The 23,375-nt window shown below is 67.0% G+C and carries 18 protein-coding genes; 16 read left to right on the top strand and 2 right to left on the bottom strand.

Annotation, left to right across the window (positions count from 1 at the left end):
* Positions 1-289: 289 nt before the first annotated feature.
* The 15 genes from AC0VYB_RS10800 (at position 290) to AC0VYB_RS10730 (ending at position 20,511) form a co-directional block, all read left to right on the top strand.
* Entirely contained in the window at positions 290-1,669 is a 1,380-nt protein-coding gene (locus AC0VYB_RS10800; RefSeq protein ID WP_119296212.1) for a DUF4190 domain-containing protein, read from the top strand.
* A gap of 194 nt (positions 1,670-1,863) precedes the next feature.
* Entirely contained in the window at positions 1,864-3,870 is a 2,007-nt protein-coding gene (gene thrS, locus AC0VYB_RS10795; protein ID WP_259819715.1) for a threonine--tRNA ligase, read from the top strand.
* Positions 3,867-4,481, top strand: coding sequence for an HIT family protein (locus tag AC0VYB_RS10790; protein ID WP_375546140.1), 615 nt, complete (start codon positions 3,867-3,869; stop codon positions 4,479-4,481). Before thrS ends, AC0VYB_RS10790 begins: the two co-directional genes overlap by 4 nt.
* Positions 4,478-6,736 carry an alpha/beta hydrolase family protein gene (locus AC0VYB_RS10785; protein WP_259862842.1) on the top strand — a complete coding sequence of 753 codons (2,259 nt, stop codon included), beginning with the start codon at positions 4,478-4,480 and terminating at the stop codon, positions 6,734-6,736. Before AC0VYB_RS10790 ends, AC0VYB_RS10785 begins: the two co-directional genes overlap by 4 nt.
* A 4-nt stretch (positions 6,737-6,740) precedes the next feature.
* Complete coding sequence (gene pgsA / locus AC0VYB_RS10780) at positions 6,741-7,361, top strand: phosphatidylinositol phosphate synthase (RefSeq protein WP_009377124.1); 621 nt, start codon at positions 6,741-6,743, stop codon at positions 7,359-7,361.
* A complete protein-coding gene (locus AC0VYB_RS10775) occupies positions 7,348-7,827 on the top strand; it encodes an NUDIX hydrolase (RefSeq protein WP_040341488.1) in 480 nt (159 codons plus the stop codon). The genes pgsA and AC0VYB_RS10775 overlap by 14 nt, the downstream gene beginning before the upstream one ends.
* Before the next feature lie 255 nt (positions 7,828-8,082).
* Entirely contained in the window at positions 8,083-8,835 is a 753-nt protein-coding gene (locus AC0VYB_RS10770) for a YebC/PmpR family DNA-binding transcriptional regulator (protein WP_095375512.1), read from the top strand.
* Positions 8,835-9,431, top strand: a complete 597-nt coding sequence (ruvC, locus tag AC0VYB_RS10765) for a crossover junction endodeoxyribonuclease RuvC (RefSeq protein ID WP_009377127.1) — start codon at positions 8,835-8,837, stop codon at positions 9,429-9,431. Before AC0VYB_RS10770 ends, ruvC begins: the two co-directional genes overlap by 1 nt.
* Before the next feature lie 985 nt (positions 9,432-10,416).
* Entirely contained in the window at positions 10,417-12,348 is a 1,932-nt protein-coding gene (locus tag AC0VYB_RS10760) for an HNH endonuclease signature motif containing protein (RefSeq protein WP_186372557.1), read from the top strand.
* 93 nt (positions 12,349-12,441) lie between these two features.
* Positions 12,442-13,038, top strand: a complete 597-nt coding sequence (ruvA, locus tag AC0VYB_RS10755) for a Holliday junction branch migration protein RuvA (RefSeq protein ID WP_119296215.1) — start codon at positions 12,442-12,444, stop codon at positions 13,036-13,038.
* Between the two features lie 41 nt (positions 13,039-13,079).
* Positions 13,080-14,123 carry a Holliday junction branch migration DNA helicase RuvB gene (ruvB, locus tag AC0VYB_RS10750; protein ID WP_101623730.1) on the top strand — a complete coding sequence of 348 codons (1,044 nt, stop codon included), beginning with the start codon at positions 13,080-13,082 and terminating at the stop codon, positions 14,121-14,123.
* A gap of 81 nt (positions 14,124-14,204) precedes the next feature.
* Positions 14,205-14,828 (top strand): preprotein translocase subunit YajC, encoded by a 624-nt coding sequence (gene yajC, locus AC0VYB_RS10745; RefSeq protein WP_238614621.1) that lies wholly within the window; start codon positions 14,205-14,207, stop codon positions 14,826-14,828.
* Positions 14,829-14,855: 27 nt separating this feature from the next.
* Complete coding sequence (gene secD / locus AC0VYB_RS10740; RefSeq protein WP_259787323.1) at positions 14,856-17,180, top strand: protein translocase subunit SecD; 2,325 nt, start codon at positions 14,856-14,858, stop codon at positions 17,178-17,180.
* The gene (gene secF / locus AC0VYB_RS10735; protein ID WP_009377133.1) at positions 17,177-18,193 is read left to right on the top strand and encodes a protein translocase subunit SecF; all 1,017 of its coding nucleotides are present in this window, start codon (positions 17,177-17,179) and stop codon (positions 18,191-18,193) included. Before secD ends, secF begins: the two co-directional genes overlap by 4 nt.
* A gap of 20 nt (positions 18,194-18,213) precedes the next feature.
* On the top strand, positions 18,214-20,511 hold the full coding sequence (locus AC0VYB_RS10730; RefSeq protein WP_095375515.1) for a RelA/SpoT family protein: 2,298 nt from the start codon (positions 18,214-18,216) through the stop codon (positions 20,509-20,511).
* On the opposite strand, the gene AC0VYB_RS10725 is transcribed toward AC0VYB_RS10730, so the two are convergent.
* A complete protein-coding gene (locus AC0VYB_RS10725; protein WP_259862823.1) occupies positions 20,490-21,074 on the bottom strand; it encodes a hypothetical protein in 585 nt (194 codons plus the stop codon). The genes AC0VYB_RS10730 and AC0VYB_RS10725 overlap by 22 nt on opposite strands.
* Positions 21,075-21,239: 165 nt before the next feature.
* Positions 21,240-22,592 (bottom strand): DUF349 domain-containing protein, encoded by a 1,353-nt coding sequence (locus tag AC0VYB_RS10720; RefSeq protein WP_259862821.1) that lies wholly within the window; start codon positions 22,590-22,592, stop codon positions 21,240-21,242.
* Between the two features lie 106 nt (positions 22,593-22,698).
* Here AC0VYB_RS10720 and AC0VYB_RS10715 point away from each other — a divergent pair, with 106 nt between their 5' ends.
* Complete coding sequence (locus tag AC0VYB_RS10715) at positions 22,699-23,346, top strand: MBL fold metallo-hydrolase (protein ID WP_259862819.1); 648 nt, start codon at positions 22,699-22,701, stop codon at positions 23,344-23,346.
* Positions 23,347-23,375: the final 29 nt, after the last annotated feature.

Raw genomic sequence — 23,375 nt, 5'->3', positions numbered from 1 at the left:
GGTTTCGTGCATTCAGGACGTTCCTCAAGCTCGGCTTCTCATCCGCGGCGTGTACCCCACGTGTACCCCCGCCGCCGAATCCGCCCCTGAGAACGGCGGTTCTGACTGGTGTGCAGCCCGGATTGAAGTCCAGAGTTGGACAGGGAGTGAGGCGTTCCACCGCCGGTCACGACGCGCCGACGGAAAAGGCGACATGTGTGGCAGTTCTGCCACGCACAGCGCATGTTGAGGCTACTCTTATGCTTGTACGCTAGTCAGAGCACAGCCCACACAAGGACTCGGAGCACATATGTCTACCCCGCAGAATCCGTACGATCCGAACCGCCGTTCGGACAACGAGAACACCGGCGAGAATTCCGCGAACGATCAGAGCCGTTCAGGAGACGAGAACGGCAGCGAGTACGGTTCGAACAGCCAGGCCCCCCAGTACGGATCGAACGAGCCGACCCGTTCGTACGATTCGGGTGACCGTGCGCCGTCGTACGGGTCCGACCAGCCGACGCAGTCATACGGCTCGGACAACCAGGCACCGAGCTATGGCTCTGGTGACCAGGCGCCGAGCTACGGCTCGGACAACCAGGCTCCGAACTACGGCTCTCAGTCCCAGTACGGTCAGGACGGTCAGTACGGCGGCTCCCAGGGAGGCTACGGCCAGAGTCAGGGCTACGGTCAGAGCTACGACCAGAACGCCCAGGGTTCTCAGGGCGGCTACGACCAGAACTACGGCCAGGGCTATGACCAGAACGCCCAGGGCTACGACCAGAATCAGAACTACGGTCAGAGCTACGACTCCAACCAGTACGGCCAGCAGCCGGCCTACGCTGCAGCCGGCGGCGGGGGAGACCAGTTCACGCCTGCGAACCCGAACGCCTCCTACGGGAACTACTCCTCGGGATCCGGCGGCAGCACCTCGAAGAACATCTGGGGCATCCTCGCCCTCATCGGCGGCATCATCGGCGTCGTCCTCGCCTTCGTCTTCGGCATCGGCCTGATCTTCGGCATCGCCGCCGTCGTCTTCGGCTTCATCGGCCTCTCGGCGATCAAGAAGGGCCTGGCGAGCAACAAGGGTGTGACCATCACCGGTCTCATCCTCGGCTTCGTCTCGATCCTCATCTCGATCATCGTCATCATCGCCACGATCATCGGCATCGGCATGCTCGGCAAGGCCGTCGACGAGATGTCGGAGGCACCCACCTCCTACGGTGCGCCGATCGACCCGACCGATCCCGGTGCCGAGTCGCCGGCGACCGAGGAGACGGCGGAGGCCGCACCGGTCGAGGGCGGAGAAGTCGAGATCGGCACCGACATCACGGCTGCAGTCAGCGTCGCGCCCGGCACGGCGAGCAACACCGCGATCGGCGCGGAGTCGACGAACGGCGAGATCGCCATCGTGACGATGACGATCAAGAACAATTCGAGCTCCGAGATCGACATGTCCCTGACCAGCGTCACGGCCTCCAACGGCTCGGGTGCGACCTACTCGGACGTCTTCGACGGCAACAAGTACCAGGGAATCCTTGCCTTCGCCGAACCCGTCCCCGCCGGCGGTGAGAAGACCTACGAGTTCGCATACGGCGTTCCCGCCGATGAGGTCGATCAGATGGAGCTCCAGCTCCTGCTCTTCGACGACCTCGGCAAGGGCACGACCTTCGACTTCAAGAAGGTCTGACGACCGGGCCGGAGCGAGTCCGAGCGTTCCCCACCGCAGTCGCGCAGGGGCAGTTGGGTGGCAGTCATATGACTGCCACCCAACTGATTTCGCAGACCCGTTTTGGTACTAGACTCTAAGAGCGGCGTGCGCGCAGAAGCCGTCAGCGTGTCGGCGCCGCAACGTGAGACAAGCACAACGATCGGAGAGATTCAGTGGCAGACAGCATCGACTGCGCGGGTGAGAGCATTCCCTGGAGACAGGGTCTGACCGGGACGGAGATCTTCTCCACGGACCGCGCGGTGGTGGCGATGTGGCTGAATGGGGAGCCGGCCGACCTCAGCCGCGGACTCGCCCCGGGCGACAGCATCGCCCCGATCCTCATCGATTCCCCCGAGGGTCTCGACATCCTCCGCCACTCGACCGCGCACGTCACCGCGCAGGCCGTGCAGGAGCTCTTCCCCGATGCCAAGCTCGGCATCGGCCCCTACATCACCGACGGCTACTACTTCGACTTCGATGTCGCCGAGCCCTTCACCCCCGATGACCTCAAGGCCATCCAGAAGAAGGCCGCGCAGATCGTCAAGTCGGGCCAGACCTTCAACCGCGTCGTCGTCACCGAGGACGAGGCCCGCGAGCGCATGGCGAACGAGCCGTACAAGCTCGAACTCATCAGCGACAAGGGCGCCGGCGACGACGAGTCCGCAGCCGTCGAGGTCGGGGCGGGCGAACTCACCGTCTACGAGAACGTCGACCGCAAGGGCGAGGTCGTGTGGCAGGACCTCTGCCGCGGCCCCCACCTGCCGAACACGAAGCTCATCGGCAACGGGTTCGCCGTCACCCGCTCCTCCGCCGCCTACTGGCGCGGCGACCAGGCGAATGCGAGCCTCCAGCGCGTCTACGGCACCGCGTGGGCCTCGAAGGACGACCTCAAGGCCTACCAGGACCGCCTCGCCGAGGCCGAACGCCGTGACCACCGCAAGCTCGGTGCCGAACTCGACCTCTTCTCCTTCCCCGAGGAGCTCGGCTCCGGTCTGCCCGTCTTCCACCCCAAGGGCGGTGTCATCAAGCGCGAGATGGAGGACTACGTCCGCGCCCGCCACATCGAGGAGGGCTTCGAGTACGTCGGGACTCCGCACATCTCGAAGGAGACCCTCTACTACACCTCGGGCCATCTGCCCTATTACGGCGAGAACATGTTCCCGTCGATGCTCGTCGACGAGGTCCGTGACGAGGAGGGAGAGATCGTCAAGGCGGGCACGCCCTACCGCCTCAAGGCGATGAACTGCCCGATGCACAACCTCATCTACCGCTCCCGCGGACGCTCCTACCGGGATCTGCCGCTGCGGCTCTTCGAGTTCGGCACCGTCTACCGCGACGAACCCTCCGGCGTCGTCCACGGTCTCACCCGCGTCCGGGCGCTCACGCAGGACGACTCGCACTCCTACGTCGCGATCGAGGATGCGGCCGCCGAGATCCGCCACCTCCTCGGTTTCGTCTTGAGCCTCCTGCGCGACTTCGGACTCAACGACTTCTACCTCGAACTCTCCACCCGCGACGAGGACGGGAAGAAGAAGGACAAGTTCATCGGCTCCGACGAGCAGTGGGCCGAGGCGACCGCGACCCTCGAGCAGGTCGCTGCCGAGTCCGGACTCGAACTCGTCCCCGATCCCGGCGGAGCCGCGTTCTACGGCCCGAAGATCTCCGTCCAGGCCCGGGACGCGATCGGGCGCACGTGGCAGATGTCGACCGTCCAGCTCGACTTCAACCAGCCAGAGCGCTTCGGACTCGAATACGTCGCCGCCGACGGCAGCCGCAAGCAGCCGGTGATGATCCACTCGGCGAAGTTCGGCTCGATCGAACGCTTCCTCGGTGTCCTCACCGAACACTATGCCGGAGCGTTCCCGGTCTGGCTCTCACCCGTCCAGGTCACCGCCATCCCCGTCGCCGACGAGTTCAACGACTACCTCTATGAGGTCGCCGAGAAGCTGCGCGCCGCAGGCGTGCGCGTCGAGGTCGACGACAGCGACGACCGCTTTCCGAAGAAGATCCGCAACGCCTCGAAGTCGAAGGTGCCCTTCGTCCTCATCGCCGGTGGGGAGGACCGCGACGCCGGTGCGGTCTCCTTCCGCTTCCGCGACGGTGAGCAGGACAACGGAGTGCCCGTCGCCGAGGCGATCGAGCGGATCGTCGAGGCGATCGAGACCAAGGCCCAGGTATGACCACGGAGGACGGTCAGTCCGACCACCTCGGCGAGGAGAAGCGGACCGAACCCGACCTCGACATGGACCTGGCCGACATCGAGTCGGCCTCGGGCTTCCCGGGGGAGCCCGACGGATTCCAGCGGCTGTGGACTCCGCACCGGATGGTCTACATCGGCGGCCAGGACAAGCCGAAGGACTCGGGTGTCGACGAGTGCCCGTTCTGCGCGGCACCGAAGAAGTCCGACGAGGAAGGGCTCATCGTCGCTCGCGGTGAGTCCGTCTACGCCGTGCTCAACCTCTATCCGTACAACCCGGGACATCTCCTCATCTGTCCCTACCGGCACGTCGCCGACTACACGGAGCTCACCGAGGAGGAGACGGTCGAGCTCGCCCATTTCACGCAGAAGGCGATGCGCGTCATCCGGGCGGTCTCCGGGCCCGACGGCTTCAACCTCGGCATGAACCAGGGCGAGGTCGCCGGTGCCGGGATCGCCGCCCACCTCCACCAGCACGTCGTCCCGCGCTGGAGCGGAGACGCGAACTTCCTGCCCGTCGTCGCACAGACGAAAGCCCTGCCGCAGGTGCACGCCGATGCCCGGGCAGCGCTGTCGAGAGAATGGAACCGATGAACCCCGAAGACCTCGATTCGCTCGCCGAATACGCCACGCCCGTCGTCGCCGGTGAGGACACGATCATCGCGATCACCCGCCCCGACCTCGAGTCGAACACCTACCTCACGCAGCTCTTCGCCTTCCGTGGGGAGTCCTCGCAGCGGATCACGCACGGCTGGCGTGACTCGGCCCCGCACATCGGCGAGCACTGGTCCGGATATCTCAGCGCTGAGAAGTCCGAGCGACCGCAGCTCTTCGCCGGCCCCTCGCTCGCGACGGCGCACCGGATCACGGACAACCACCTCGGCGTCACCGAGTTCGACATCGACGACGCCGGCAGTCGCGCCCTCTACGTCGCCCGAGTCGCCGAATCCGGCCGCTACGGCACCGACGAAGACATCCCCGCCGAGGAGGAGGCACCGCGCCGGATCACCTCAGCGGCGTATCACGCCAACGGGCTCGGGTACGTGGGGGATCGCCCCGCCCGGGCCTTCCTCGTCGACCTCATCGAGCCGGGCCTCGGCAAGGCGGGCATCACCGGCAGCGCCGAGGTGCCGCTGTCGACGATGCTTCAGACCCCCGAGTCCGATGTCCACGACCCGCAGTTCTCGCCGAGCGGCGCACGGATGAGCGTCATCGCCGACGTCACTCCTGACCGGGGAGAACCCGACCTGCGCTCGACGGTGTGGCTGCTCGGCTCCGACGGACCGGCGGCACTCGAGCTGCCGCGGATGAGCGTGAGTCTGCACCGTTGGATCGACGACGATCGCGTCCTCCTCGTCGGCGCCGACCTCACGCGCGACGCCCTCGACTTCGTCGGTCAGATGCCCGGCCTCTTCGTCCATGATCTGAGCACGGGCACGACCCGCCGGCTCACCGACCCCGAAACCGTGGCGATCGCCTCCCTGCCTCCCGTCGTCGTCGGGGAGTCGGCGGTCGTCGCCGTCGACACCGACGGTGCGACGCGCCTGGCGAGGATCGATCTGTCCGCCGAGGCGGTCGTCCTCGACGACCTCCGCTTCCTCACCGATGCGCTCAGCGTCGTCACCGGCTTCGCCGTCGACGGGGGAACCGCCGTCGCCACTGCCGTGACCCCGGAGAGTCCCGCCGTGCTCATCCGGGTCGGCCTCGACGGCTCCGGCGCCGACGGGCCGAGCCCGACGGCTGGGGCGACGGAGATCGCGGGCGACAGCTCGATCGAGGGCGGGGTGATGGACGCCAACGCCGTCGCCGACCTCGTCGACGATGAGCACCCCCATGCCGATTCGACGCTCGCCGAGGCGCACGCAGCCGGTGAGGACGACATGTACGACTCCGACGTCGCCGCCGTGTCCTCCGCTGAATCCGGGCTCGCCGTCGCCGGCGTCGCCGATGCGGCGGAGGCAGCCGGGGCCACCGCCTCGGCGGGGGAGACGGGTCCGAGCGTGCTGCGCGCGCACCCGGCACCGGCGAACTCCGTCCTCCCGCGGCTTCTGCGCGTCGATGGCGAGGGCGGGACGATCACCGGATGGCTCGCCAAACCCACAGGTCAGGGACCCTTCCCAGTCGTCCTCAACATCCACGGCGGTCCCTTCGCCCAGTACACGCACGGATGGTTCGACGAGACCCAGGTGCTCACCTCGGCGGGGTATGCGGTCGTGTACGCGAACCCTCGCGGTTCAGGCGGACGCACCCGCACATGGGGCACGGCAGTGCAGGGGAACATGGCGGAGCCGGCGATGGCCGACGTCCTCGCCGTCCTCGAGCATGCGCTCGCGCTCGATTCGGACCTCGACGGGGACCGCCTCGGCGTGCAGGGCGGATCGTACGGCGGATACCTCACCGCGATGACGATCGCCGCCGACCACCGGTTCCGGGCCGCGATCGTCGAACGCGGCTACCTCGACCCGCACAGCTTCGTCGGCACCTCGGACATCGGACGCTTCTTCTCGGAGGAGTACACGAGCCGGGACGCCGCCGCGATCGAACGGCAGTCGCCGCTCGCCCATGCAGCTGAGGTGCGCACCCCGGCACTCGTCATGCATTCCGAACTCGACTTCCGGTGCCCGCTCGAGCAGGCTCAGCAGTACTATGCCGCCCTGCAGCGGGCCGGCGTGGAGACCGAGCTGCTCATCTTCCCCGGCGAGAACCACGAACTCTCCCGGTCGGGGCAGCCGCGCCATCGGCGGCAGCGCTTCGACGCGATCATCGACTGGTGGGACACCCACCTCGGCGGGCGACCGGCGGAGTCGGCGACCGACGACCGTCCACTGACGACCGCGGTGGTTCGCTGACCCGATGCTCAACACCATTGCCCGCGCGGCATTCACCCGACTCTTCCGTCCCCTGGCGAGGCTCCTCCTGCGCCTGGGACTGACACCCGATGCCGTGACGTACATCGGGACGATCGGGGTGTGCGCGGGTGCCCTGGTGTTCTACCCGCTCGGGCAGCTGCTCTGGGGGACGATCGTCATCACGGTCTTCGTCTTCTGCGACATGCTCGACGGGATCATGGCCCGGGAGACCGGGCGCAACAGCCTCTGGGGGGCCTTCCTCGACTCGACGCTCGACCGGATCGCTGATTCCGCGGTCTTCATCGGGCTCGCCCTGTGGTTCTTCCTCGGCGCCTCCGACCCGCTCACCGCGCTGCTCGCCCTCGGCTGTCTCGTCACCGGTTCGCTCGTCTCCTACGTCCGGGCGCGCGCGGAGGGACTCGGCGTCCACGCCGCGGGTGGGATCGCCGAGCGCGCCGATCGGTTGTTGGTCACACTCGTCGTCACCGGCTTGGTCGGAATGGGACTACCCGATATCGTTCTGACGGTCGCCCTGGGCGTCTTGATGATCGCCTGCTGCATCACTATCCTGCAAAGAATTTCGTCTGTCCGCCGTCAACTCCTGGAGAACCATGAAACCTCGTAAAGCTTCGCGGGTCGTACTGCTCAATGAGCGCGACGAGGTTCTCCTCATCAGGGCCCAGGACCTGCTCACTCCGTCCCACCAGTGGTGGATGACGTGCGGCGGCGGTTCGGAGATGGGCGAGACCCCGGCGCAGACGGCGGCGCGGGAGCTCGCCGAGGAGACAGGCATCGAATGCGAGCCCGGCGACCTCATCGGTCCGCTCGCCATCCGCGACGAGGTCTTCCACTTCACGGAGAAGGAGCTGCGGCAGCTCGAGACCTACTTCGCCTATCGGACGACCGAGGACATCGAGCTCGAAGACGCCGTGTGGACGGACATCGAGAAGCGCAGTCTCCTCGAGTTCCGCTGGTGGAGCCGCGAAGAGCTGCTCGAGACGACGGAGACGATCTACCCGAGGAACCTGCTCAGCCTCATGGAGCTCGCCTCCCGGGGAGCCGTCCCCGACGTCCCGCTCGTCATCGACTGATTGTCTGCGGGCGGTCGGCCGGCAGACGCCTCGGCAGCCGGCTCAGCTCGATCGGCGGTTCCGCCGGGATCGGCTCACCGTCGCAGGGGAGAACCGGCGGGGTCGGCTGGGACGACGAACAGCCTCGGCGGGGGAAGGCTGGGACCGACGAACAGCCTCGGCGGGGTGCTCCTCATTCCGTCCTTCGGCGCGCTTTCGGGCGGAGGGGCGCGAGCGTATAGAATCGTAGGGCTGTATCTATAGGAAGGAACACCAGTGTCAGGTCATTCCAAATGGGCAACGACTAAGCACAAGAAAGCTGCCATCGATGCCAAGCGCGGCAAGCTCTTTGCCAAGCTGATCAAGAACATCGAGGTTGCCGCACGCAACGGTGGACCTGATCCCGATGGCAACCCGACCCTCTTCGACGCGATCCAGAAGGCGAAGAAGAACTCCGTCCCGGCCGACAACATCAACCGCGCGGTCAAGCGCGGCGGCGGCCTCGACGGCGAAGCGGTCAACTACGAGACGATCATGTACGAAGGCTACGCGGCCGGCGGCGTGGCGCTGCTCATCGAGTGCCTCACCGACAACCGCAACCGTGCGGCCTCCGAAGTCCGGGTCGCCGTGACCCGCAACGGCGGATCGATGGCCGACCCCGGCTCGGTGTCGTACAACTTCAACCGCAAGGGCGTCATCGTCGTCCCGGCCGAGGGCACCGACGAGGACGCCATCGTCGAAGCGACCCTTGAAGCCGGGGCCGAAGAGGTCAACGACGAGGGCGAGACCTTCGAGGTCATCTCCGAGGCGACCGACCTCGTGGCCGTGCGCACCGCGCTCGTCGACGCGGGCATCGACTACGACTCCGCCGAGGCGTCGTTCGTGCCCGGACTCAAGGTCAGCCTCGACGCTGCGACCGCAGCCAAGGTGTTCAAGCTCATCGATGCCCTCGAGGACAGCGATGAGGTCCAGAACGTCTACTCGAACGCCGACGTCAGCGACGAGGTCCTCGCAGAACTCGACGCCTGATGCGCATCCTCGGCGTGGACCCCGGCCTCACGCGGTGCGGGCTCGGCGTCATCGACACCCTGTCGGCCCGTCGGGTCGCCATGGTCGCCGTCGACGTCGTCCGCACCCCGTCCGCGGATTCCGTGGACCTGAGGCTGGGGAGCCTCGCCGAGGCGTTCGACACCTGGCTCGATGTGCACCGTCCCGATGTGGTGGCCATCGAGCGGGTGTTCGCGCGCAATGACGTCTCGACGATCATGGGCACCGCCCAGGTCTCGGGGCTGACGATGGGGCTCGCCGCGCGCCGCGGGATCCCCGTGGCGATGCACACCCCGTCCGAGGTCAAGGCCTCGATCACCGGCTCCGGCCGAGCCGACAAGAAACAGGTGACGAACATGGTCACCCGCATCCTCGGCCTCGACGCTCCGCCCAAGCCCGCGGATGCCGCCGACGCACTGGCGATCGCCATCTGCCACTCATGGAGAGGGGCGCTGAGCGCGCAGTCGACTCCGGGTGCGAACAAGGACCTCACCGAGCGCAAGGGCGGCGGCCGGCAGGGGAGCGGGCTGACGAAGGCCCAGGAGCAGTGGGCGAGAGCCCTGCGCGACGCGAAGTGAGGGTTCCGGGCGTACTGTTCGGATGACGCCGAATGCCGACGCTGTGTCAGGGCGAATGGACGGCGGGCGATGCCTATTCGCGCTTCAACGTCCTGTTTCCCCGCATTTTTGGGGGTGTGTTCCCCCGCCCTTCGACGGCGGTTCCTTGGGCGGATCAGTGCCGTGTTGCGTCGCTCCCTGCAGGCTGTTTCCCTCGTGCTCGGAAGTCGTTCTATCTCGCGCGCCTCTGTGTTCGGAGCATCGACGTTCGGTTCTCTGCGTGCGTGCATCTTGTTGGTTGCGGAACGTGTGCGCTGGTCAGAGACGTGAATCTACACCGATTAGAACGACGGCGAAACACATAGAAAAAACTCTGAAAAAATCGAACGAAACTGTAGACATGGCGAAATGAACGCGCGTAGAATGTGACCAACCGCACAACGAAGATGTTGATGGACGAATCACTGAGATTATGACGCTGACACCGGATCGCACGCCGAGCCGTCGGAGCAGAGGCTCCGACGGAAAGGGAGGGCGCGCGGCCGGACAGCCGCTCCCGTGGACCCGAGACGAATCGTCGGTCGGCGGCGCGGGTGGACGAGCGGGCGGAAGCCAGCCGCAGTCGCTGTTCGATCAGCTCAGAGACGCCGGTATGGATCTCGGCGGACACGAACTCGCCGATCGCTTCGGTGAGATCGCTCCGGTCGCACCCCAGGATTTCGGCAAGCTCGATGAACCCCGTCCGCAGACAGACGAGGGCCGAGTCGTTTCCGACGATTGCGGGGCTGCTGGGAGTCAGTCGCGCGAAGTGCGGTCTGATGATGCGCGGTCCGATGCGGGGAAACAGTCCTCGAAGCGCGCGGCTGCGAAACGGTCCCTGCGCTCGGATGGATCCCATCGCTCGGACGACGGCGTTCGAGACGATGGCATCGCAGGGGGAGGGACCGGTCGGAGCGGAGAAGACAAGCTGACCGATGTGGGCTCGGATGCAGTGGATCGGCCGTGCGTGTCCGATATCGCGAACCCGTTCCAGACTGCCGTCGACGAGCACCGTGACACCTCGATTCCCGACTCCCCGCACCCGATGCTCAGCAGCGAGCAGTGGGCCGACATGCAGTCGTCGGTGCCGGAGGTCACGGGGAGCCTCACTGCTCTCACCGAGCTCGCCACACAGCTGCAGACCTTCCAACGTCCGATGGGACCCGACGAGGCTGTCACCGTGATGCAGGGCCTCGAAGCACTCAGTCGCATCGTCGACCTGCTCTCGGCCGTCACCCTCTCGGTGTTCGAACGCACCGGCACTCCCAAGGACTACGGCGCGAAGACCACCAAGTCACTTGTGCAGGACAAGCTCAAGCTCAGTGGCAGAGAAGCTCACCGGCGCACGGAACTGGCCAAGAACCTCGGGAACCGAGTCGATGTCACCGGCCAGTCACGACCGCCCAAGTACCCTGTCGTGGCCGAGGGCCTGCGATCCGGCCGGCTCTCCTCGAGTCAGGCAGCGGTCATCGGCGAATGCATGGACGCCGTACCGTTCTGGATCTCCTCCGATGTGCGCAGCAGGGTCGAGGAGAAGCTTGTCTCGCGCGCACCGAGCGTGCGGGTGTCCGACCTCAAGCGGATCTTCACCGAGATGCTTGATCGTCTCGACCCTGACGGTGAGGAGCCCCCGGACTCGCATGATCGCTCGAAGTATCGGGTGAATGTTCGCCAGCGACGAGACGGCGACTGGGATCTGTCCGGACTGCTCGACCCGATCTCGGGCGGCATCCTCCAGGGCTGGCTGACCTCGCGGATCAAAGCCGACGACCCTGCGACCACCGGCAGTGTTGGAGACGGAACTGTCGAGAGCGGCGACGCAGGCAGCGGAGCGGCAGGTGCCGGCGCTGTCGGCGCGGGCGCTGACGGCACCAGCGGCGCTGACGGTACAGGCGCTGACGGCACCAGCGGCGCTGACGGTACAGGCGCTGACGGCACCAGCGGCGCTGAGGTCGTTCGCGCGGGCTCTGAGGGCCTTGTCGGCGGCAGTCCGGCTGGTCGTGCCGGCGATCTCGACCCGATCACCGGGCAGCCGCACAGTGCCGGCGACCAGGAGATCGTCGACCTGTTCTCCAGCGTCCTCTCCGGCGACGTCTCGGATGCGCGTGTCCCCACCGACCTGACTCCGGGCGCGACCGACTGCGGCATCAGCCGGGGTTGGGGCGTGCGAGAAGACGGAGCCTTCGTCGACACCTCTGACGCTCAGGGATCGGTGAAGAACCTCATCTACGAACGGTTCGCCACCATGATCTCCCGGATCGAGATGGACCGAGTGGGCAAGGGCGCACCGTTCGCACTCGTCGTCAACGCGACGGCCGAGCACCTTGCGGAGAAGAAGGGCCGAGCGGCCACCGGAGCCGAAGCGGAGTTTCCCATCGACCTCGCTGTCGACGAGGGACTCAACGGCTCGGTGTTCTTTCACCTCATGAGCGACAAGGCGAAATCCCTGTCTCTGGCCACCGAGAATCGGCATGCGACGGCGAAGCAGCTCGCCATCCTCGCCTCACGCGACCAGGGATGCACGTTCCCCGGGTGCGAGACACCTCCGGGGTGGTGCGATGCGCACCATATCGTCCCCTGGGCGATGGGCGGGAAGACCGAACTCAACAACCTCACCTTGGCATGCGGAATGCATCACCACCTCATCGACAAATCGGACTGGTATGCCTACATGCTCTTTGACGGCAGACCCGCGTGGATTCCGCCCGCCTCGATCGATGTCGAACGCAGACCGATCCTCCACGCCCGCTTCATCGCCCGCGAGGCCGCCGAAACCCTCTTTGACGAACCTCCGGGGACGAGTGGGCCTCCACATGACGGTGAGCCTCCAGGGAGCAGTGGGCCAGCGCCCGGGAGTGAACCCGAAAGCGACGCTGGTGGCTTCGGTGGCGGTGGGTGAACGGCGGACTCCGCCCGGGCATGTCGGATACGTTGGGTTAAGGGTTCCTGTTAACCTGGATTCGTACAAGTGTTCCCACCCGAAAGGCTGTCCGTGATCAGTTTCCTCAGCGGTACGGTTCATCGCATCGCAGCTGACCACCTCGTCGTCCTCACCTATGGAGTCGGACGCAAAGTGCACGTGACACCGGACACCCTCGCGGGGACTCGCCATGGCGCCGAAATCGAGCTCGTCACCACACTCGTCGTCCGCGAGGATTCGATGACCCTCTTCGGGTTCGGCACCGAGGACGAGAACCACACCTTCGAAGTCCTCCTCACCATCTCCGGCATCGGTCCGCGCTTGGCTATGGCCATCCTCTCGGTCATGGGCCCCGACGAGCTTGCCGCCGCCATCTCCGGACAGGACGCGACCGCGCTCACCCGCGTGCCGGGCATCGGGAAGAAGGGCGCCTCGCGCATCATCCTCGAACTCGAGAACAAGCTGCCGAAATTCGCCGCGACGGCCTCCGCGCCCGCGCTGTCCTTCGGGGGAGTCAACCAGCAGGTCGTCGACGCCCTCGTCGGCCTCGGGTGGAAGGAACCCCAGGCCGCCGAGGCGGTGCAGGACGTCGTCAGCGAGCTCGGTCCTGACGCCGGCACCTCGACACTCCTCAAGGCCTCCCTCAAAGTCCTGGGTGCGAGGAAATGACCGGACGAGAATCTCTGTCGCGCGAACCCGACTCCTACGAAATGGACTTCGGCGACCAGCGACTCACCGGGGCCGAGCAGGACCGCCTCGTCTCCGGCACCGCCGAAGCGGCCGAGCGCGACGCCGAAGCCGCGCTCCGTCCCAAGGGACTCCAGGACTTCATCGGACAGCCCCAGGTCCGCGAACAGCTCTCCCTCGTCCTCGACGCCGCCAAGGCGCGCAGCAGGACTCCCGACCACGTCCTGCTCTCCGGACCGCCCGGACTCGGCAAGACGACGCTGGCGATGATCATCGCCCATGAGATGCAGGCGAGCCTGCGGGTGACCTCGGGCCCGGCAGTCCAGCACGCCGGCGACCTCGCCGCCATCCTCTCCTCCCTCGAAGAGGGCGAAGTCCTCTTCATCGACGAGATCCATCGCATGGCCAGGGCCGCCGAGGAGATGCTCTACGTCGCGATGGAGGACTTCCGCGTCGACGTCATCGTCGGCAAGGGGCCCGGTGCCACGGCGATCCCGCTCGACCTTCCGCCCTTCACCCTCGTCGGGGCGACCACGCGCTCGGGCCTCCTCCCCGCACCCCTGCGCGACCGGTTCGGCTTCACCGGCCACCTCGACTTCTACTCGAGCGCAGACCTGCTCACCGTGCTCAAACGCTCGGCCCGCATGCTCGGCATCGATGCTCAGGTGCGTGGTCTCGAGGAGATCTCCACCCGTTCGCGCGGCACCCCGCGCATCGCCAACCGCCTGCTCCGGCGCGTCCGCGACTGGGCGCAGGTCCGCGGCTCCGGCGTCATCGACGAGGCGGCGGCCCTCAATGCGCTCACCGTGTACGAAGTCGACGAACTCGGCCTCGACCGCCTCGACCGGTCCGTGCTCGACGTGCTCTGCCGGCGCTTCGGCGGGGGCCCTGTCGGCCTCGGCACTCTCTCGGTCTCCGTCGGCGAGGAGGCCGACACGGTCGAGACGGTCTCCGAGCCCTACCTCGTGCGGGAGGGACTCATCAGCCGCACTCCGCGCGGACGCGTCGCCACCTCGGCGGCATGGAGGCACTTGGGCCTCCACGTCCCAGCAAACTATGAGTTCTGAACCGGGGCCACCGGTTCGCCTTGAGTGCGCAGTTCGAACTAAGCTAGTGCACTGGTCCGTTCTTATGGAAGGTTGATACCTGTGGATTTGCTCATCCCTCTCGCGCTTGCCGCGCTGCTGATTTTCTTCCTGTTCAACTCTCGGCGTAAGCAGAAGGCGCGAGCGGAGCAGATCAAGGCCGGTCTGGTTCCCGGGGCGAAGGTGATGACGACCTTCGGCGTCTTCGGCACCGTGCTCTCGATCAACGACGAGGATAACCAGGTCACCATCGAATCGGGCCCCGGCACCATCCTCAAGGTCCACCGCCAGGCGATCGGCCAGATCGAGAACCCCGAGACCGACGTCGCGCCCATCGCCGACGGCACCACTGACGACGCCGCTGAGACCCCGGCGATCACCGACGCCGAACTCGACGCGATGAACGAGCGCAAGCGCGCCGAGGGCAATGGGGACGCCGACGCGGCGACGACCGCGCAGGCCGACGACATCGACGCGATCGCCAAGGCCGACGCCGATGCGAACACCGCTGAGGCCCGTCGGGCCGAGGATGCGCGGAAGACCGACACCGCTGACACGATCGATGCCGACACGACCGGCGGCACCACCGACAAGAAGGCCGTCGATGGCCTCGAAGACGACTCGGCCGCAGGGGACTCGTCGAAGAAGCCCGGAAGCACGCCGGACTCCGACGACAAGAAGAACTGACACCCGCACCCGATCGAAAGCTGAATCGTGTCCGATATCGAAGAAAAGCCGCGACCAGGTCTGCGGTTCCTGTGGTTGGCGATCGTCACCCTCGTCCTCGGCGGCGTCCTCGCCGGGGGAGTGATCTGGTCCGACGCGACGACCACACCGAAGCTCGCCCTCGACCTCGAAGGCGGCACCTCGATCATCCTGGAGCCCCAGGTCTCCGAGGACACGACCATCAGCAAGGAGCAGCTCGATCAGGCGGTCGCCATCATCCGCCAGCGAGTCGACTCGACCGGCGTCTCCGAAGCGGAGATCACCACCCAGGGCGACAGGAACATCGTCGTCAACCTGCCCGGCAATCCTGATGAGGAGACCCGCAACCTCGTCCGCTCCTCGGCGCAACTCGTGTTCCGGCGGGTCGCCCTCGTCGGCGACCCCCGCTCCCAGGAGCAGATCAATGAGGAGCAGCAGGGCAGCGAGAACGGCGGCGGCAACAGCGACGACGGACTCTCCGACGAAGAGCGGAAGCGCCTCGAGGAGCTCACCGGCGGCAATCAGGAATCGCCGGCCGGCGGCGGAGCCGTCGTCAACTCCGGCACCGGAACCGGCGCCGGAGCCGACACCGTAAGCGGCACTGAGACCGGCAACGGAACTGAGACCGACCCGAACGCCGGCGGCAGCGTTCCCGGCCCTGCCGGCAAGGACGCCTCGGGCTCCGGCGAGGAGACCCCGGCCGGCGGAGAGACTCCCGCAGGTGGCGAGACCCCGGCCGGCGAAGGTCAGGGCGAGGATACGAAGGTCACCGACTCCACACCGCGTCCCCTCTTCGACCCGGAGAAGGACGCCTCGGAATGGCAGACCGAGGCCATCGTCAAGCGCTACACGGAACTCGACTGCACGGACCCGAAGAACCGGACCGGTGGTGAGCAGCAGCCCGCCGACGAACCCGTAGTCGCATGTGCCCAGGACGGTTCGGCGAAGTATGTGCTCGGACCCGTCGAACTCTCCGGCGACCACCTCAAGGACGCGAGTTTCGGCTATGCGGCCGGCGCCAACGGCGTCCAGACCAACCAGCCCGCCGTCAACCTCGAGTTCGACGACACCGGCCGTGAGATCTTCAAGCAGATCACCTCGGCGATCACGGGCCTGCAGCAGCCGTACAACCAGTTCGCCATCGCCCTCGACGGCCTCGTCCTCTCCGCCCCGACTTCGAACGCCGTCATCTCCGACGGCCGTGCAGAGATCTCCGGCAACTTCACTCTCGACGAGGCGCAGACGCTCGCCAACCAGCTCAAGAACGGCTCCCTGCCGATCAGCTTCCAGGTGCAGAGCGAAGAGCAGATCTCGCCGACCCTCGGCGCGAACTACCTCAACATCGGCCTGCTCACCGGCCTCGTCGGCCTCATCCTCGTCGTCGTGTACTCGCTCCTGCAGTATCGCGTGCTCGGCCTCGTCACGGTCGCAAGCCTCGTCGTCGTCGGTGTGCTCACCTATCTGCTGCTGCTCATCGCCTCCTGGAGATACGGCTACCGCCTCTCCCTGGCCGGTGTCGCCGGTATCATCATCGGCATCGGCATGGCAGCGGACTCCTTCATCGTCTACTTCGAACGCGTGCGGGACGAGCTGCGCAGCGGCCGCAACCTCCTCTCGGCTGTCGAAGTCGGCTGGGACCGCGCCAAGCGCACCATCTGGGCGTCGAAGTCGGTGAACATGCTCGCCGCGGTGATCCTCTACATCCTCGCCGTGGGCTCGGTGCGCGGATTCGCGTTCACCCTCGGACTCACCGTGATCGTCGACATCATCGTCGTCTTCCTCTTCACCCATCCGATGCTCGAAGTGCTCGCGAGAACGAAGTTCTTCGGCCAGGGACACCCGATGTCGGGCATGGACCCGCGTCTGCTCGGCGTCAAACGCGCCGCCTACCGCGGAGCGCTCAACATCGACCTCCCCGAGTCGGAGAAGTCTCCCGAAGCCAAGCGCCGGGAGAAGGCGCGCGCCCGCAAAGCCGGCATCGACAGCGACACGATCGCCGGCCGGCGCGCGAAGGCGAAGAGCGAGTCCGCTGCGAACTCGGGCGGTTCCGATTCCGCGACCAGTGCCGAGGTGACCGCCGAGGAGCACGGCACGACGAAGACCGCCACCCGCACGACGTCGAGCGAAGCCGCCGAGGAGACTGAGGCGGCAGACACAGAAGTGACTGCGGAGTCGAGCACGACCGCCGAGGAGAAGACCTCGAGCGCGCGCTCCGGCAAGCGGCGACGCTCACGGACGGAGCCGAGTGCGGGCGGCGGCACCATCGCCGAACGCAAGGCGGCCGCCAGGCGCGCGGCGCAGCAGTCCGACGACGAGACGGGAGACGAGAAGTGAAACGGTTCTTCGCGTGGGGCAACCGCCTCCACAACGGCGAGTCGTCGATCCCGTTCGTCGGGAAGGCGAAGCTGTGGCTCGGCATCGCCGGCGTCCTCGTCCTCCTCTCCCTCCTCGTCCCGCTCGTCGCCGGCTTCAACTTCGGCATCGCCTTCCGCGGCGGGTCGCAGTTCCAGGTCGACAACGTCACCGACACCTCGGCGGCCAAAGGCGAATCGATCGTCACCGATGTCGTCCCCGACTCCGAACCCCGGCTCACCCCCACCGGGGACACCGGGGTGAGGATCGAGACGAACCAGCTCACCGACCCCCAGATGCAGGAGGTCCGCGACGCCCTGGCCTCCGGCTACTCGGTCAATGCCGAGGACGTCACCTCGACCTTCGTCGGTCCCCAATGGGGCGCTGACGTGACGTCGAAGATGATCAGAGCCCTCGTCATCTTCGTCGCCATCGCGATGATCGTCATGGCCCTCTACTTCCGCACCTGGAAGATGTCCCTGGCAGCGATCATCGGCCTCTTCGTCGTCATGATCATCACCATGGGCATCTACTCGGTCACCGGCTTCGAGGTCACACCCGAGGCGATCATCGGCTTCCTCACCGTCCTGAGCTTCTCGCTCTACGACACGGTCGTCGTCTTCGACAAGATCAGAGAGAACACGACGAGATTCCAGGACAAACGGAACCTCAAGTTCTCCGAGCTCGTCAACCTCGGCGTCAACCAGACGACGGTGCGTTCGATCAACACCTCGGTCGTCTCGGTCCTCCCGATCGCCTCGATCCTCTTCATCGGCGTGTTCCTCCTCGGCGCCGGCACCCTCGTCGACATCTCCCTGTCGCTGTTCATCGGCACGATCGTCGCCGCGGCCTCGACCCTCTTCGTCGCCAGCCCCCTCTACGCGCTTCTGCGAGCGAACGAACCCGCGGTGAAGGAACAGGAAGAAGCCGTGCGAGAATTGCGTTTACGGAATGGATCCGAGGACGTTCCACCGGTGATCCACGCCGAGGTCTGAGACGCTGAGAGGGGGATGTGATGGCATCATCAGCTGAATCGCGCCGTCCGCGCGGCATCTCCCGTCTGGCCTGGTGGGCGGCCAGGGCACAGAACAACGCCGACTACCCCAGGGTGCTCGGACCGATGATCCGTGCCCTGCAGGCGAGCCATCCGAAGGCCGACATCGACCTCGTCGTCCGTGCCTACACGGTCGCCGAGGAGGCCCACCGCGGTCAGACCCGGAAGTCCGGGGACCCCTACATCACCCACCCGGTGGCGGTGGCGACGATCCTCGCCGAGATCGGCATGCTCCCCGTCACCCTGGCGGCGGCTCTGCTCCACGACACCGTCGAGGACACCGACTACTCGCTCGAGCAGCTCACCGAGTCCTTCGGCCCCGAGGTCGCCGCGATGGTCGACGGGGTGACGAAGCTCGACAAGCTCACCTACGGTCAGGCCGCCCAGTCGGAGACCGTGCGGAAGATGATCGTCGCGATGGCCAAGGACATCCGCGTCCTCGTCATCAAACTCGCCGACCGCCTCCACAATGCCCGCACGTGGAAGTTCGTCCCCGCCGCCTCGAGTACGAAGAAGGCCCGCGAGACCCTCGAGATCTACGCCCCGCTGGCGCACCGGCTGGGCATGAACACGATCAAATGGGAGCTCGAAGACCTCTCGTTCCAGGTTCTCCACCCCAAGGTCTACGACGAGGTCGTCCGCCTCGTCGCCGACCGGGCCCCCGAGCGCGAGAAGTACCTTGCGACCGTCTCGTCCGAACTCCAGTCCGAGCTCGCCGAATCCGGCATCGAGGCGGCCATCACCGGCCGCCCGAAGCACTACTACTCGATCTACCAGAAGATGGTCGTGCGCGGTCACGAGTTCGCCGACATCTACGACCTCGTCGGAGTCCGCGTCCTCGTCGAGACCGTCCGCGAATGCTACGCCACCCTCGGCATCGTCCACGCCCGCTGGAACCCGGTTCCCGGCAGGTTCAAGGACTACATCGCAATGCCGAAGTACAACATGTACCAGAGCCTGCACACGACGGTCATCGGCCCGAACGGCAAACCCGTCGAGATCCAGATCCGCACCCACGAGATGGACCGCAGAGCCGAGTTCGGCGTCGCCGCGCACTGGAAGTACAAGGACCGCGGCAACCCGTCGAAGGCGATCACCTCGAACACCGCCCGCTCCGTCAAGGTCTCCGACGACGGCGGCGTCGACGACGCCGCGTGGCTGCGGCAGCTCCTCGACTGGCAGCGTGAGGTCAGCGACCCCGACGAGTTCCTCGACAGCCTCCGCTACGAGGTCAACTCGAAGGAGGTCTACGTCTTCACGCCCAAGGGCGACGTCATGAGCCTGCCCGCCGGGGCGACGCCGGTCGACTTCGCCTACGCCGTGCACACCGAGGTCGGGCACAAGACGATGGGAGCCCGGGTCAACGGCCGCCTCGTCGCCCTCGACACCGAGCTCAAGAACGGCGACTCCGTCGAGGTCTTCACCTCCAAGGACGAGAACGCCGGTCCCAGCCGCGACTGGCTCGGCTTCGTCAAGAGCCCGCGCGCCCGGTCGAAGATCCGCCAGTGGTTCTCCAAGGAGCGCCGCGAAGAGGCGATCGAGAACGGCCGCGAGCAGCTCGCCCGGGCGATGCGCCGCCATTCCCTGTCCGCGAACGCCCTGATGAGCCAGGAGGCGCTTCAGGTCGTCTCGACCGAGCTGCGCCTGCCCGACGTCACCGCGCTGTACGCGGCGATCGGCAACGGGGTGACTTCGGCCGCCCACGTCGTCGACCTGCTCGCGAAGGAGGTCGGCGACGACGAGGAGGCCGCGGTCCTGCCTCCGGCACCGCGCAATCGCACCGGCCAGTCCTCGGGTCATCATTCATCCTCGGGCGGCGTCGTCGTCAAGGGCGTCGACGACGTCCTCGTCAAACTCGCCCGCTGCTGCACCCCGGTGCCCGGGGACGAGATCGTCGGCTTCGTCACCCGCGGCTCGGGAGTCTCCGTCCACCGGGTCGACTGTCCCAATGTCGTCTCCCTCGAACGCGAACCCGAGCGCATGGTCGAGGTCTCCTGGGGGGAGAAGACGAGCGGCGTCTACCTCGTCCAGATCCAGGTCGAAGCCCTCGACCGCTCGGGACTGCTCTCGGACATCACGAAGGTGCTCACCGACACCCACGTCAACATCCTCTCCGCCTCCGTGGCGACCTCGAAGGCCCGCGTCGCTCAGTCGAAGTTCGTCTTCGAGATGAGCGACGCAAGCCACCTCGACACGGTGCTCTCCGCCGTTCGGAAGGTCGAAGGCGTCTTCGACGTCTACCGGATCTCCGGCGGCTGAGGAGCGCGCGGCCAGGGGGTCGACGTGTGTCCGCGCCGATCGACGACCTCCCGCATCTGCGCGGCGTACGGCCGCCGGGAGACCCCGTCGAGGTAGAGCCGAAAACGCGTGCGCATCGCCGGCGGCACCTCGTCGATGATCTCGGCCACCGCCCTGGCCGAACCCGCCTCCGGACGGCGGACGTGCGGCAGGAGCAGATCGTAGAGCGTGCGCATCGGCGTCGTCACCGGCAGACCGGCGATCGTCTCCCAGTCGCCGCGGCCGAGGTTGAGTTCGTGGACGACGGCTCCGTCCTGGTCGAGCACCCGCCTGCGCGGATGCGTCGTGAAGGTCAGCGGGCTCGGCGCCCGACCGAGACCGACATGGACCCACCAGGCAGTCGAGTGCGAGACGACGAGCCGCGCTGGGATCTGCGCCGCCAGCGCACTCATTCGATCCTCTGGTCCGAGCACCGCACCTGATCGCACCCACGTCGTCTCCGTCAGCGGGACGAGCAGACCGTCGAGGGTGAGCTCCGTGAGCTGCTCGTAGCCGTAGTCGCGGAGTCGGAAGATGTCCTCCATGAGGCCACTATCGTCGTCTCACCCTGGGAGGGCAAGACCGAATCGTCGGCCTGTGGACAACCACTGGTTCGGGTCCGCGCCTGTGGACAGAGAAGAATCAGGGCCGGACGGTTCACCGTCCGGCCCTGACTGTGAGCTGGTCTGAGCTAGTCGAGCTGCTGAGCGTCAGTCGAGTTCGGCCGCCGTCTGAGCGAGCTGATCGCGCCACGCACGCCGGGCGTCGAGAGCGGCCTGCGCATCAGCGACGGACTTCTCGTCGCCCGAGGCCTTCGCGGTCTCGAGCGCCGCCTCGAGCTCGGCGATCGACTCGTCGAGCTGGCTCAGCGCCCCCGAGGTGCGGGCCTTGGTCTCGGGGTTGCTCCGCTTCCACGCCGCGTCCTCGGCGTCGGCGAGCGCCCGCTCGACCTCGCGCAGACCGTTCTCCATCAGGGGGACATCGGCGCGGGGCACCTTCCCGGCCTCCTCCCACTCGTCCTGGATGACCCGGAGCTCACGCTTCGCTGCCACCGGATCCGTGATCGGCAGCAGCGCCTGCGCCTTCTTCAGCAGCGCTTCCTTGACCTCGAGGTTGCCCTTGTACTCCTCGTCGAGTGCGGCGTTCTCCGCATCCCTGGCGGCGAAGAAGACGTCCTGGGCGGCACGGAAGCGCGCCCAGAGGGCATCGTCGTCCTTGCGCGAGGCGCGCGGGGCGCGCTTCCACTGGGTCATCAGGTCCTTGTACTTCTGGGACACGGTGCGGAAGTCGGTCGACCCGGACAGCGACTCCGCCTCGGCGACGATCTTCTCCTTGATCCGCTTGCCCTCGGAGTTGTGCTTGTCGAGCTCGGCGAAGAAGTCCTTGCGCTTGCGCTCGAAGGTGTTCCGGGCCTGCGAGAATCGGCCCCACAGCTCCTGATCGACCGACCGCGGCAGGCGCGGTCCGCTGCGCTGCATGTCCTTCCACTGGGCGAAGAGCTCCCGCAGACGGGCACCGGAGACCTTCCACTGGATCTTCTCGGGATCCTTGCCGGCCAGGGTCTCGGCCTCGACGACGATCTCCTCGCGCTTCTGCGCGGCCTCGAGCTTGGCCGCCTCGGCGCGGGCCGCCTGCTTCGACTCCGTCGCCTTGGCATCGGAGAGGAGCGTGTCGAGGGTCGCGGCGAGACCCTTGAGGTCGCCGACGACGTTCGCGTCGGCGAGCGAGTCCCGCAGCGCCGTCGCCGCCGTCGTCACCTCGCGTCCGGGCGCTCCGGCGGAGAGTCGGTTGCGCAGGTGAGCGGCGTGCTCGACGAGCTCGACGTACTTCTTCGCGAAGTACTCGACGGCTTCCTCACCGGTCGCGTCGGGGTACTGGCCGACCTCACGCTCACCGTCGGCGGTGATGACGAACACCGTCCCCTGCTCGTCCGCGCGACCGTGCGTGACCGCGCGCGCCACCTCGGCGTCGTGGTCGACGGTGGTCCCGGTCACCGGCTGAGCCGCCTGCGGGCGGGGCAGCGACGACGGGCGGGGAGTCGGCTTGGGGGTCGGGGTCGACATGTCTCTCACCTGTTTCCTCATCGGTCGAACCGGCGGTCTCGCCGATCACTCGATCATTGCGTGACACCAGCATAACCATCCGCCACCGTCTGGATAGACTCTGCCCATGGATGTCTTGACCACCCGTGCCGAATTCCTCGACGTCAACTGCTACGCCGTGCGCGCCGAGGGGCACAGCGACTGCATCCTCGTCGATGCCGGCTTCGACGCCGCTCCCGGCCTCGCCGAGGTCCTCGCCGAGGAGGGACTGACCCCGGAGGCGATCTTCCTCACCCACGGCCACCCCGACCACATCCTCGGGCTGCCGGGAATGCTCGAGCGCTGGGACGTTCCCGTCCACCTCGGCGCCGATGACCACTACCGGATGGCCGCACCGGGGGAGACCCTGGGGCCGGCGTTCGCACAGATGATCGCTCCGCTGCTCACCGATTGGCAGGCCCCCGCCGAGATGGTCGACCTCACCGACGGCACCGCCGTCACCGTCGCCGGACTCACCGTCACCGCGGTCTCTGCCCCCGGTCACACCGAAGGGTCGACCCTGCTGCGGGTGAGCGCCGACGGTGAGGAGGTCGTCTTCACCGGCGACGTCGTCTTCGCCGGAGCCATCGGGCGCATCGACCTGCCCGGCGGCGACGCCGAGGCGATGGGCAGCACACTGCGGGCCTTTGCGGACCTGCCCGACGTTCCCATCTATCCTGGACACGGTCCGGGTTCGCGAGTGGGTCACGAACTCCGGACGAACCCGTTCCTCTGATCCGATCCACAGCCGCCCGAGGCGCCGCC

It is taken from the genome of Brevibacterium sp. Z349TD_9, from assembly GCF_056173565.1.
The sequence above is the reverse complement of the archived record's forward strand: the minus strand, read 5'-3'. Positions and strand labels throughout refer to the sequence as shown.